We start from the raw sequence: 13,040 nt of genomic DNA, 5'->3' as shown, positions 1-13,040 counted from the left end.
TACAGAAATATTACATAATCAAAATGTAGCCACTCGATTATAACGACAACAGGAATGTATTATGAGTGATAACAAGACAAACGAAGGGAAGCTGCGTAGTTTGCAGCAGGTTAGCTGTAACACTTGTAGTCTTAGCTCATTATGTCTCCCCGTTTCGCTTAATATGACAGAGATGGAACGGTTAGATAGAATTATCGATAAAAGTCGACCATTAAAAAAAGGTGATCACCTATTTAACCAAGGTTCTGAGTTCACTGACGTGTATGCGATTCGAGCAGGAACCGTCAAAACCTACACCATCACAAATGAAGGTGAGGAACAGATCACTGGGTTCTATTTTCCAGGCGAATTGGTTGGCATGAGCGGATTTGATAGCAACGAATACCCTGTCTCGGCAAAAGTACTAGAGACAACAACCGTTTGCGAAATTCCATTTGAACGCCTCGATGATCTGTCGGGGCAACTACCGGAACTACGCCGCCAACTCTTACGCACTATGAGCAAAGAGATTCGCGAAGAACAACAAATGATGCTTCTTTTATCAAAGAAAAATGCAGAAGAGCGTGTAGCAACATTTTTGGTAAAAATTTCGCAACGCTTTAAAGCTCGCGGCTATTCTGAAACTAGCTTCCGCCTGTCCATGTCGCGTAATGAGATTGGTAATTACTTAGGCTTAGCCGTCGAAACTGTCAGCCGTATTTTCACACGTTTCCAGAAAGCCAATTTACTGCGCGTTGAAGGCAAAGAAGTTCATATAGAAGATATAGAACAACTCTACAGATTATCTGGAGAGGTTATAGAAAGCGATACCGCTGAACCAGTAAGTGCGCAATGTGGTAAAAATGGTCACTGCTGAGTCATATAATATATAAAACAAAAGAGCACCGGCATATTGACTACCGGTGCTCGTCAGTCGCACAAAAAGTAGCCATCTCAATGTGTAACCCAACGGGTTCATTAGACCTTTACCTCCCCTAAAATGCATTGAGCCAAATCAACAAGCTGTTTCCAAGGAGTTTTTAATGTCATACGACGAATGTTATGTGAAGTCAGTTATTCGAACCATCCCTGACTGGCCTGAACCTGGCGTACAGTTCCGTGACATAACCCCCCTGTTTAAAGATCCAAAAGCATTACGCATGATCTCTGACGCTTTTATTCAGCGTTATGTTGATAGTGATATTACTCATATCGCCTGCATTGATGCCAGAGGCTTTTTGATCGGCTCTATTATCTCCTACCATCTAAATATTCCCTTAGTTCTCGTCCGTAAAAAAGGGAAGCTTCCAGGCCAAACAATCGAACAAGAATATAAGCTGGAATATGGCACAGCGACAGTTGAAATGCAGGTTGATGCAGTTACTTCTGGAGACAAAGTTTTAGTTTTTGACGATTTAATCGCTACAGGCGGAACAATACTTGCGGCCTGCAGCATTATCAAAAAATTGGGAGCATCAGTATCAGAAGCCGCTGCACTTATTGACCTACCCGACCTTCAAGGTTCCAGTAAAATCCAAGATGCCGGCGTCCCAGTACATACGCTTCTAGCCTACGAAGGCCTTTAAACACTACAAGTGACCTCTAATAGAACACTGAAACGGCTTGCATATTTCTTTTAAGAATATCATTATAACTTAATTGATAAACAAGCCGTTTAGGTATTTCTATGCTCCGTATTATTATCGCCCTATTCCTTGCTAGCAGCCTTCTTAACTCCAGCAACCTATATGCAGAAGAGATCACACTAAAATATAAGCATCTCGACTTAAATGCCAACCTGTACCTGACAGAAGAGAACGGTTTTAACAATATACTTCTCATCACCCACGGCACACTCGCCCACAATGGCATGGAGATCATTGCCACATGGCAAGAGCTACTGGCTGATGAAGGCATGAGTAGCCTAGCTATCAATTTAAGTTTAGGTCTTGATAATCGGCATGGTATGTACGACTGTAAAACGCCCCACACCCATAAGCATACCGATGCAATTCATGAAATAGCTGCTTGGGTAGACTGGCTTAAAGCACAAGGCAGCCAAGCAATAATATTAGCCGCCCACTCACGAGGAGGAAATCAAACAGCTTGGTATGCGGATACACACTCAGACCCCGCTATAAAAGGACAAATTTTAATTGCTCCGCAAACTTGGTCAGAACAAGATGAAACAGCGAGTTACACCAAACGCTACCAACACCCACTGCAAGCTCAGCTAGAAAAAGCAATGCAATTAACGCCAAATGACATGCTTATCCATACAGATTTTATCTACTGTGAAGATACACAAGTAGCAGCTGCAAGTTTTGTAAACTACTACCAAGCCAACCCTCGCTTTGATACCCCAGCGCTTTTATCTAAAACGACACTACCAACACTGGTCTTTAGTGGCAGTGAAGATACAATCGTCAACGGTCTATTTGAAAAAATGGAAGCATTAAACAACGATGTGGTACAAAGTGTTCAAATTGAGGGGGCTGACCACTTCTTTCGAGACCTTTATATGGATGAAGTTACCGAACATAGTTTAGAATTCATCGAACAACTATAAACACTCAGCCGCGACCTGGAATACACGCCGAAATTTACATGTTTAGATTACTAGCAACCTTTTGTTTAATAACCAGCCAAGCTCTCTGGGCTGTAGAGATACCTAAAACAAAAGACTTACAACAAGCCTATATAGAGACGGGTAGAAATTCATCAGGCCAAGAAAAAGTTGTGATGCTCTTAGTATCGCAACCTAATTGTCACTACTGTCTTCTTATTACCGAAGAGATCATCCATCCAATGCTTTTAAGTGGACGTTATGAGAGCACTACGTTCTTTAGCGAGCTTGAAATTAACACAGGCGGAAGTATTAAAGATTTTAACGGGCAGCAGGTAGGTGCTAATACATTTGCTCAACGCTACAATGCATGGGCAACCCCGACACTACTTTTTCTAAACAATAAAGGTGAGGAAATTGCAGAAGAGATGGTCGGTATCAACACCCTAGACCTCTACGGATACTATGTCGATAAAGCCCTTAACATAGCTTTTAAAAAAATAAATCCCTGAGTACCCTATTAAGATAATTAATTTCGTCATAAACCTATAATTTCCTCTTCCATCCACAACATTTCTTGCTACTATGCACTGCCTTTTTCCTATCAGGAGCTGCTATGTGGTTTAAGAATGTCATCTTTTATCGTTTAACTGAACCCTTTGAATACACACAGGAACAGTTACAAGAAAAGCTACTGGAACAAACATTTACGCCTTGTAAAAGCCAAGAATTGAGCCGCTATGGCTGGGTTTCTCCTTGCCACCTACTAGACGATGTTTTTGCTCATCAAGTCCACGGCATGTTTATGATTGCCGCACGAAAAGAGGAAAAAATTCTACCCAGCGCGGTTATCAAAGAGGCCGTCGGTGAAAAAGTTGCTGTTATTGAACGCGACCAAGCACGTAAAGTTTACAAAAAAGAGAAAGACCAACTGAAAGATGAAGTGGTGCTTGATCTCCTACCCCGCGCTTTCAGCAAGTTTCAACAAACAAGTGCAATTATACTTCCTAGCTTAGGCTGGATCGCTGTTGATTCTTCTAGCCACAAACGTGCTGAAGAGCTACTAAGTCACCTACGTGGAACACTAGGTAGTCTGCCTATAGTTCTTCCTGATGTGCAACAATCACCCTCAGCTGTTATGTCCACTTGGCTAGAAAGTGATACGAGCATACCTGAAGGTTTTGAAGTGTTGGATGAATGCGAGTTGCGCGATAATGTACTTGAAGGCGGTGTTATTCGCATTAAAGGTCAGCAACTGGAAGATGAAGAGTTTATTGCCCACCTTGAAGCAGGTAAACGAGTCGTTAAACTTGCTCTTGAATGGGATGAACATCTGAAAATTCTGCTACAAGATGATCTCTCAATCAAACGCCTTAAACTCAGTGACCAATTACAAGACAAAATGTCAGATGAGGCCGCTGAGGATGAAGTCGCTCAATTTGATGCTGATATGGTTCAAATGGGCTTAGAGTTTGCAAAACTCTTTCCTGCGATTATAAAAGCCTTTGGTGGTGAAGCGAAAAGACCTTAACTCCGTCTTCCCAGCGGTTAATTCGGCTGGGAAGGGTTGAATATAAAACTTGGCTTTATTACTTAAAAACACTTACAATATTAGTATATTCTAATGTTCGAGTAATTAGAGACATGCAAGATACTTCAGAACAAACCTTACCCAAACTGAAATTTTTTCCCGCCGCATTCTTCTCTATCGTTATGGGGCTAACAGGATTGACGCTAGCTTGGGATAAAGCTGTCACCGTTTTGGGTGTTACAGAGGCCGTCGCCCAAACACTTCTGGTCGTAAGTGCATTAGCATTATTGCTTATTGTTATCACTTATACCTTTAAAGCTAAGAACTACCCAGACGCGGTACTAGAGGAGTTTCAGCATCCTATTAAAACAAGCTTCTTCCCAGCATTTTCGATTAGCCTTATTTTAATGAGTATTGCGACGCTACATGTATCTAAAGAACTCTCCTTCTATTTATGGGGAGCCGGTACTGTAATACATCTGAGCTTCACGCTACATACTTTAAACCAATGGATACACCATCCAAAATTCAAGATAGAACATTCAACTCCAGCATGGTTTATTCCGGTGGTTGGTAATATTTTGGTTCCTATTGCCGGTGTAGAGCATGGATTTATTGAATTGAGCTGGTTCTGCTTTTCTATAGGGATTATCTACTGGATTATTTTAAAAGCATTAATTTTTAACCGCATGTTTTTTCATGACCCATTACCACAAAAACTTCTTCCCACTCTATTTATATTGATCGCTCCACCAGCGGTAGGCTTCATTTCATATGTGAAATTAAACGGTGATATAGACAATTTCGCGCGTATCTTATTTTATTCCGCTATGTTCTTATTATTGTTACTCATCACTCAACTACCCAAATTTAGTAAAATAAACTTTTATATGTCTTGGTGGGCTTACTCATTCCCTCTTGCAGCTTTAACAATAGCAACAATGGTGATGCATCAGCACAATCCATCTCCATTTTTTCAATATATGATTATTGTATTACTTACCTTATCTTCAGTAGTCATCAGCACACTTTTTATTCGTACAATACTTGCGATAATCCGCAACGAAATATTCCTTCCTGAATAAACTAAAGAGGGCGCACCCATCTGCCCCTCTTACTCTAATTGTTATCAAACAAAAATATGCACTAAAAAAATCACTACGAAGCAGATATCACCATAATGGTACAAAAAATAAGAATAATAAAAATTTAGTCATTAAAAATCATAAAGTTAACATTTGTGGCATAATTAATGCTTTGACTATCAGGTCTATAGCTTATGGGCCATTTCCAATGACAAATGTTCCACTCTCTTTAGAAAATACATTATTGAAAGTATGCTGGGAAAAGCTTACTGGTACGGTTTTTATTGCTTCCGAATCAAACCGCTCTGGGCAAATTGTTATCAATCAAGGCGCGTTAATTGGATTAAATTATTGCGGATTAAGTAACGAAGAGGCATTCAAAACTTTAGTCAACAGCCAAAACCTTCGCTGCTCCTTTACTCCAGACCTACTTTTCCCGATTGCCGAGAGCTTACAACCTGAAGCTGCATTACATCTATTGGAAAAGATAGGTTATTCTGAGGAAGTCATTGAGGCCGAACCGGCACCTATTGAAGCGCCTGATGAGATTACTGATAAAGCTAGCACTGTTATCTATAGAGGACAAGTAGTCGAACGGAAGAAAGCTAAACCCAAAATTGAACGAAAAAAGTCAGGTCTAGTTTATAGAGGTCAAGTAATTAGTTAGGAAAACCTACCCTGTAGGCTTTCCTAGGAATACTCTATCCCCCATCGCCTACAGTAGTCAGACCTAGGCTTGTCCAAGCTTGCATTCCGCCACGGTAATACTTTAATTTTTCTGCTGGATAGTCAGCTTCTAGCATTGCTCGAATTAAGGCAGGTGTTTGCCCACACCAATAACCATTGCAAAACATCGCTAATATCTTAGCTTGACTATAATCAAAGCTACCATCTTCTTTTTTAACTGCGCCAAACTCTTCCAGAGCATCTGCCGCCGTTTCCTCTTCTTCCATTACCGTGTAAGGAACGTTAATACTACCTGGAATCGTTAAACGATAATGCCAACCAACGGTGCGAGTATCTACAATTAAGATATTCTCATCAGTTTCCGCCTGTTGCATATAATCAACAAATTCACGTTCGCCAATAGTTTCAACATCATAAGGCTCAAAAGGTCTTATTGGCTGAGGCATACCTCGAAAGGTCGTGTTATAAAGCTCATTAATCGTATTATTAGGATCTTGATTACGCATAACCTCAATAGGCTCACCATCATGCTGAACAGTAAAAGACACGAGACCCGGCGCTATCATCGCCTTGCCTCCTTCAGCTATTACATGGGGAGATGAGATCAATGCCGCCACTAACGCAAAACGACCCACAGTGTGCTTTAACATGTCGAAACCTCTATTATTATAAGTTTATTCGGTATAGTTATAACGATTTTTGCACAAAAGCCTACTAATAGTCATTAACTCTAATATAAGACATTAGAATAAACTGATGGACGACTTATCGCTAAGAACAAATATAAAACGACACCTTTATAAAATAGAAACGAGATAAACCTCTCTATTTTAGGGTGAGTAACATATCAATCGTATATAAATGAGGGTCCGCTTCTAAACCTTTTTTCTGACATTGATCTAAAAATTTAGCTTCCCGTTTTTCAGTGTCATGATAACCAAAATCATTCCCTTCAAGACTCTGAATTTGTAACGTCGCCTTATAATAAAAAGCCAATACAATAGCGGCCGTCTTATCACCTTCATCAAGCAACACTTCCCAGCGATGACGATGATTCTGTATTTTCAAAGCTTGACGCTTAAGGTTCCATGCATAACGCAGTTCATCATAATAGGGACGCCCAACAAATCGAGAAAAAATACCGATCGTAATTAAAGCACCCGTTAAAACACCTATTAAATTGATCATGGTGTTTGCTTGTTCTGGGTTCCCAAAATAGTTACGTAATAAAGCACTTAACCCTAAAGCAATCAGCGCAAAGATCAGACACAAAATCAGCGCAACTTTACGCTGTTTTTTCTTATAAATCGTTTTATCTATCTGTTTAAGTTCCACGTAACTACCCTATTAAACCTAATTGTATGATGATGAATGAAATTAACTTGCAGTCAAAATCTGCCAGTGTAGACTTAGCGCCTTTAAAATAAAGGCCCTTTCTAACATAATCTAATGTATTCCGTAAAAGAGATTTTCTATAGCTTGCAAGGCGAAGGTGCACAAAGTGGACGCGCATCAATCTTTTGTCGTTTTAGCGGCTGTAATTTATGGTCCGGTCGCGAACAAGACAGGCAAACAGCTGTCTGTAATTTCTGCGATACTGACTTCATCGGAACTGATGGTCAAAACGGTGGAAAATTCAAAACTGCCGATGATCTCTGTACGTTTCTAAGCTCTTTTTGGCCTAAAGACAGTAATATCCCACCTTATATTATTTTTACTGGTGGAGAACCTGCTCTCCAGCTCGATCAAAACTTAGTCGATACCTGCCACCAGCATGGTTTTATTATTGCCATAGAAACCAACGGAACAAAACCTCTTCCAAACAACATTGACTGGGTCTGTGTCAGTCCAAAAGCCGATGCCAAGGTAATAATCACTTCTGGTGATGAATTAAAGCTAGTTTACCCTCAGCAACTTGCCCGACCTGAACAGTTTGAAGAGATGGATTTCAGAGAATTTTATCTACAGCCTTTAGATAGTCCAACCCGCCCTATTCACACTCAAGATATTATCAACTTCTGCTTAAAGAACCCACGGTGGAAACTGAGCCTTCAGAGCCATAAAACCTTAGGCATTGATTGAAGCTAAGGTAATAATTGAAACTAAGGTATTGATTGTAACTAAGTCGCTATACTGTACGATTAAATGCCTGCCTAGATGTATAAAAACGGTAAGCGATTAATATAAAAGCGGGAATATTCATCAGAACGCCATAAATAAGCGCACTGGCTGCCATCTCCGAATTGTGTAAAATCCCCCCCGTTATTAACAAGGCTATCGCCGCGTTTTGAATACCTACCTCTACAGCTAAACTAATACCTTGCTCTGTATTAAGTCGCATCTGACGAGCAATCCAATAACCTAAAAACATAGCTAAAGAAACGAGTACAAGTACGCTCGGCCCTAACTGAAAAGTTAACGCGGGTAACTGCTCCCAGTTCGTTTTTACTATACCGAAAACAACCAACACCAGAAAAAGACCTGCTAACGCTTTAACATAGCGCTCAATGCGCAGACAAAAAGCAGGCCAGCGATGATGAACTAAGGCGCCCAATAAAGCGGGAAGCACAGAGATCACCATCAACTTGACCATTGTAAGAACAATGGGAAACTCTATCGCCGCTTGTTCACCCATCCAGTAACTGACGGCTAAGGCCGTTAAAATCGGCATACTAATGGGTGTAATCAAACCAGAGATAGCTGTTAGACAAACAGACAGAGCTGTATCTCCCCGTGACAGATAAGTAATCATATTAGATGTCGCTCCCCCAGGTGCAAAAGTTAACACCATAATACCGACAGCTAGGGCCGCAGGGAGATCAAAAGCACTGACAACAACAAAACCTAATAAAGGTAATAACAAAAGTTGAGATAAAACCCCAACTAAGACAACGTTAGGTCGACGCCAAAGCAGCGAAAACTCAGACACCCGCAAAGACATTCCAACACCCAGCATAATAGTAAAAAGTGCTAGAGGTAAAACCAGCTGTACGGCTATTCCATGTTCCATATTCAATCCTAAATTTTTAATAAAACGATACTAAGTTTTTGTTGGTTTTCATACAACATAAAAGGCAATTTTTTTTACCCAATAAAACTCAAACACTGATGATATAAGGGATAGCAAAGGCTACCCACATACGCTGTGGATAACTTTGTGAGTTATTTATTTAAAACGTCATGAAACGCCTATTAAATAAGGCGCTCCGTTAAACTGAACATTTTTTGATCAATAACAAATTACTTCTTTAATATCAACATGTTAAATATGTCAATACTGTAATTTAAGGTTTTAAAATATGTATAGGAGAGACATTAATGAGTTACACAAATTAACAGTGTAAAAGGTATATTTTCAATAAAACAATGATTCGTCTAAACACCCCTAAATAGCTAGCATTATCCGACAATTTCAAACAAAGCATTCAAATAACCTATCCGCCTTTACTTCTTGCTTATCGAAAACAATAAAACTGCTAAGATAAAGCTATCTTTGATCTTCACCCTCTGAGTTAAAATGGACAAATAATGCAACAAGATACGGCACAGCTAAAAGCCGCAAATAAAGTCACCATCATCGGAGCGTTAATCGATACGCTCTTAGGTCTACTAAAAATAGGCGTTGGCCTTGTCTCGCACTCATCCGCCTTAATCGCTGATGGCATCCATTCTTTATCAGATCTATTTACTGATCTTATCGTCATCGTAATTTTAAGAATCTCTCATAAAGGACCAGACGAAAACCACCCTTGGGGGCATGGATATTTTGAAACGGTTGGTACTGCACTCTTAGGCAGTATTTTGATTGCCGTCGCAGGTGCTATGGCATACGACAGTACTCTCAATTTACTAAGTAATGAAACCTTACCTATTCCCGAATGGCCCGCATTAGCCGCTGCTTTACTCTCCATTATTTTAAAAGAGTGGATCTATCAATATACAGTTAGAATTGGCCGTAAAATAGGATCTGATCTCCTGATTGCGAATGCTTGGCATAGTCGAACAGATGCAATTTCATCCGTTGTAGTTTTTATTGGTGTTGCTGGGGCAATGGCAGGCATCACTTGGCTCGACTCTGTAGCTGCTATAGCCGTAGCATTGATGGTTGCTAGAATTGGATGGAGCCTTAGCTGGAAAAGTTTTCAAGAGCTCGTTGGCTCAGCCTTACCTCCAGAGCAGGTAGGTAAATACAAAAGCCAAGTGATGTCAGTTAAAGGAATCATCAGTGTGCATAGTTTTAAAACTCGAGCAATGGGGAATAAAAGCTTGTTAGAGATGCATATTCAAGTCTCCCCTTTCATTAGTGCCTCTGAAGGCCATCTTATTGGCGATGCCGCATGCATGAAGCTATATAAAAACGGGGATATCGCTCATATTATCTACCATATAGATACCTACGATGATGAAGAGCATGAAAAGTTACTTACTGACCAATTACCGCCTATGCGCGACGAGATTGAGCCATGTATCAAACAATACCTGCAATCTCTAGATAAGGAAGTAAACCTTTATCGTCTGTCACTTCATTACTACAAGAATAAAGTAAATCTAGAAATACTCTTATCCACGCCTGAGCATCAACCATTAACCCTACCGGATAATAGTTCAGAACAGATAATTGCAGGTCTTAAAAAATCATTAGCAGAACTAGAGCTTCCGCAAGATTGGCTAGGCCGTATATTTTTAGCTACAGGGTTAGAGCGATGAATCAACAACAGATCCCCGCGCAAGCGCTCCACCAATCAGAAATTGAAGTCAAACATAGTCGTTTCATTACCCATATAGGCCATACACCTAACCTAGAGAGCGCTAAAGCCTTTTTAGATGGAATACGACAAGAACATAACAAAGCGAATCATAACTGCTGGGCACAGATTGCAGGACCTAGATCAGATTTGAACTGCTGGGGAAGTAGCGATGATGGTGAACCTAAAGGCACTGCAGGAAAACCAATGCTCAACGTTCTTAGTCACACAGAGCTTTGTGAGATCAGCATCGTAGTAACACGTTATTTTGGTGGTATTAAGCTCGGTGCTGGCGGGATTGTTAGAGCTTACAGCTTAGCCGTCCAAGAAGCCTTAAAAACATTACCTACATTAGAAAAAGTAGATAAGTTTCGTTTTACTCTAACCCTACCCCACGCTTTAGTCGGTAGTATTGAAACACTACTCATGAAATGCCAAGCAGAAGTACTGTCTCGTAACTGGAATGAAGAGTTACTACTCACCGGCCAAGCAAGCGACCAACAACTGGCCGAATTAAGGCAGCAACTTATTCCCTACCAACACCAAATACATTATCAAGACAAAGAGATGCGTTGGTGAGCTGCTTCTAAGGCATCTATTCGCTTATCAAACAAACACTCATCAGCTAAACGGTTAAGTATCTGCATTTTAGAAAGCACACTGCGAACCGGCCCGTTAATACCGATCATATACACGCTTCGATTAGCCGTTAATGCTTCAACCATAATGTTTTCAATCGCCATTGCGGTAGACACATCAATCAACGGGACTGAGGTGAAATCAAACATCAGGGCATCATGGGGCTGACTATTCGTTAATTTCTTTGTCATCCCTTTCACTGAAGCATAGCTTATTGGTCCCTCTAAATGATAAAGCAGGATTTTTCCTCCCGCGCTAACAAGAATCTCTTTCTCTCTTAGGCTTAAGTGATCAATGTTATCTGGCTGATCTGCAACAACTCGAATGGAATCAATCTGAATATCCGATAGATGCTTAATGGTAATAACATTCGCTATAAAGACACCAACAATCACAGCGCTAACAAGATCAACAAAAACCGTCAGACCGAACACTAAAAGCATCAACACAACAACAAAAATGGGGGCGCGATGAAGCCGCTTCAAAAAATTCCAATCAATGATATCAATACCAACTTTAATTAGAATTCCAGCAAGTACGGCGTGAGGAATATCTTCCGCTAAAGGACCCGCTCCTAGAACGACAAGAAGAAGCGCGATGGCATGAACAGCTCCAGACAGAGGAGTTTTCCCTCCGGCACGAATATTAATAACGGTTCGCATGGTCGCCCCCGCACCAGGTAGCCCACCAAAAAGCCCCGCCATCATATTACCAACACCCTGACCAATCAGTTCGCGATCGGAATCATGCTGCTCTTTAACTATATTATCTGCCACTAATGACGTTAATAAAGAATCAATCGAGCCTAAAGCCGCCAGCATAATTGCAGCCAGCAACATATCTTCAAGAAGTGCAAAATCAATACTTGGAAAGATAAATTCAGGTAAACCCGAAGGGATAGTGCCAATAACAGGCACACTGTTTTCAGGTAACAAAGCGATATAAATTAGTGTGCCTAAGAACAAAGCGATCAACGGCGACGGAATAATTTTAGCGATTGACTTTGGGCATAAAAACACAATTAACAGCGTTAACACACCAAGCAATAGGGCCGAAGCCTGATAAGATAAAATATTCTCTGGTAGCATTTGCAATGATGCAATCACTGATGACTCACCATGATGCCCTAATAGCGGCGCTAATTCTAAGATAATAATGATAACCCCAATACCACTCATAAAACCGGATATCACAGGAAATGGCATTAAGGTAATGTACTTACCCAGCTTAAACAGCCCAAAGAGCACCTGAAAAAAGCCGCTCATTAGAACAACAGTAAAGGCCAAAATAGGCCCCTGCACCGGATCAATAGCACTAAACTGAGTGAAAACCGCCGCCATAACAACAGTCATCGGCCCCGTTGGCCCCGATACTTGAGCCGGAGTTCCACCAAATAAAGACGCAAAGAAACCAACAAAAATGGCGCCGTAAATACCAGCGATAGGCCCTGCACCAGAAGAAACGCCAAAGGCTAGCGCTAGAGGGAGTGCAACAACTGCAGCAGTAATACCCCCAAAAACATCTCCTCGTATATTACGAAAATGAATACCACGAAGCAGCGCCATAAAGAGAATCCCTCCTTATAAAATGACTAATACTCAAAACAGTGTAGCAAGAAACCTTATTTTTATAAGACTCAAGAGATCACCTATACATAGAACCATCGATTCATCAGAGCAATAATTGATCAAACCTATATATTGAACTATGAATATAAATCAAGAAAATAGATATTTCGTTGAAGATTAAGAGACTTCTGCCGATACAGGACATATAGGTTTAAGTGACTGTAATTAAATATTTATTTA

The 13,040-nt window shown here is 40.5% G+C and carries 14 protein-coding genes; 10 read left to right on the top strand and 4 right to left on the bottom strand.

What is annotated here, in order from left to right; genetic code table 11:
- Positions 1-61 precede the first annotated feature (61 nt).
- The 7 genes from fnr to A3774_RS04575 all read left to right on the top strand — a co-directional run bounded on the left by fnr (position 62) and on the right by A3774_RS04575 (position 5,828).
- Complete coding sequence (gene fnr, locus A3774_RS04605) at positions 62-856, top strand: fumarate/nitrate reduction transcriptional regulator Fnr (protein ID WP_067863824.1); 795 nt, start codon at positions 62-64, stop codon at positions 854-856.
- A 166-nt stretch (positions 857-1,022) separates the two neighbouring features.
- Positions 1,023-1,565, top strand: a complete 543-nt coding sequence (locus A3774_RS04600) for an adenine phosphoribosyltransferase (protein ID WP_067863821.1) — start codon at positions 1,023-1,025, stop codon at positions 1,563-1,565.
- Positions 1,566-1,666: 101 nt separating this feature from the next.
- Positions 1,667-2,548 carry an alpha/beta hydrolase gene (locus A3774_RS04595; protein ID WP_067863818.1) on the top strand — a complete coding sequence of 294 codons (882 nt, stop codon included), beginning with the start codon at positions 1,667-1,669 and terminating at the stop codon, positions 2,546-2,548.
- A gap of 38 nt (positions 2,549-2,586) precedes the next feature.
- Complete coding sequence (locus tag A3774_RS04590) at positions 2,587-3,057, top strand: thioredoxin family protein (protein ID WP_067863815.1); 471 nt, start codon at positions 2,587-2,589, stop codon at positions 3,055-3,057.
- A gap of 104 nt (positions 3,058-3,161) precedes the next feature.
- The gene (gene rdgC / locus A3774_RS04585) at positions 3,162-4,076 is read left to right on the top strand and encodes a recombination-associated protein RdgC (RefSeq protein ID WP_067863812.1); all 915 of its coding nucleotides are present in this window, start codon (positions 3,162-3,164) and stop codon (positions 4,074-4,076) included.
- A gap of 113 nt (positions 4,077-4,189) precedes the next feature.
- The gene (locus A3774_RS04580) at positions 4,190-5,161 is read left to right on the top strand and encodes an SLAC1 anion channel family protein (protein ID WP_067863809.1); all 972 of its coding nucleotides are present in this window, start codon (positions 4,190-4,192) and stop codon (positions 5,159-5,161) included.
- A 208-nt stretch (positions 5,162-5,369) separates the two neighbouring features.
- Positions 5,370-5,828, top strand: a complete 459-nt coding sequence (locus tag A3774_RS04575; protein WP_067863806.1) for a hypothetical protein — start codon at positions 5,370-5,372, stop codon at positions 5,826-5,828.
- A 34-nt stretch (positions 5,829-5,862) separates the two neighbouring features.
- On the opposite strand, the gene A3774_RS04570 is transcribed toward A3774_RS04575, so the two are convergent.
- A complete protein-coding gene (locus A3774_RS04570) occupies positions 5,863-6,498 on the bottom strand; it encodes a rhodanese-like domain-containing protein (protein ID WP_067863803.1) in 636 nt (211 codons plus the stop codon).
- Positions 6,499-6,673: 175 nt separating this feature from the next.
- Positions 6,674-7,183, bottom strand: a complete 510-nt coding sequence (locus tag A3774_RS04565; RefSeq protein WP_067863801.1) for a DUF3087 family protein — start codon at positions 7,181-7,183, stop codon at positions 6,674-6,676.
- A gap of 114 nt (positions 7,184-7,297) precedes the next feature.
- On the opposite strand from A3774_RS04565, the gene queE reads away from it, so the two are divergent.
- Entirely contained in the window at positions 7,298-7,930 is a 633-nt protein-coding gene (gene queE / locus A3774_RS04560) for a 7-carboxy-7-deazaguanine synthase (protein WP_067863799.1), read from the top strand.
- Positions 7,931-7,976: 46 nt separating this feature from the next.
- On the opposite strand, the gene A3774_RS04555 is transcribed toward queE, so the two are convergent.
- On the bottom strand, positions 7,977-8,858 hold the full coding sequence (locus A3774_RS04555; RefSeq protein ID WP_067863796.1) for a bile acid:sodium symporter family protein: 882 nt from the start codon (positions 8,856-8,858) through the stop codon (positions 7,977-7,979).
- 518 nt (positions 8,859-9,376) lie between these two features.
- Here A3774_RS04555 and A3774_RS04550 point away from each other — a divergent pair.
- Both A3774_RS04550 and A3774_RS04545 read left to right on the top strand, forming a co-directional pair.
- The gene (locus tag A3774_RS04550; RefSeq protein ID WP_067863794.1) at positions 9,377-10,555 is read left to right on the top strand and encodes a cation diffusion facilitator family transporter; all 1,179 of its coding nucleotides are present in this window, start codon (positions 9,377-9,379) and stop codon (positions 10,553-10,555) included.
- Complete coding sequence (locus A3774_RS04545) at positions 10,552-11,172, top strand: YigZ family protein (RefSeq protein ID WP_067863792.1); 621 nt, start codon at positions 10,552-10,554, stop codon at positions 11,170-11,172. Before A3774_RS04550 ends, A3774_RS04545 begins: the two co-directional genes overlap by 4 nt.
- On the opposite strand, the gene A3774_RS04540 is transcribed toward A3774_RS04545, so the two are convergent.
- Complete coding sequence (locus A3774_RS04540) at positions 11,148-12,797, bottom strand: SulP family inorganic anion transporter (RefSeq protein WP_067863790.1); 1,650 nt, start codon at positions 12,795-12,797, stop codon at positions 11,148-11,150. The genes A3774_RS04545 and A3774_RS04540 overlap by 25 nt on opposite strands.
- Positions 12,798-13,040 lie beyond the last annotated feature (243 nt).

Source organism: Neptuniibacter marinus (assembly GCF_001597725.1).
GTDB classification, from domain to species: Bacteria; Pseudomonadota; Gammaproteobacteria; order Pseudomonadales; family Balneatricaceae; genus Neptuniibacter; species Neptuniibacter marinus.
Note: the sequence above shows the minus strand (reverse complement) of the source record. Positions and strands in the feature narration are given on the sequence as shown.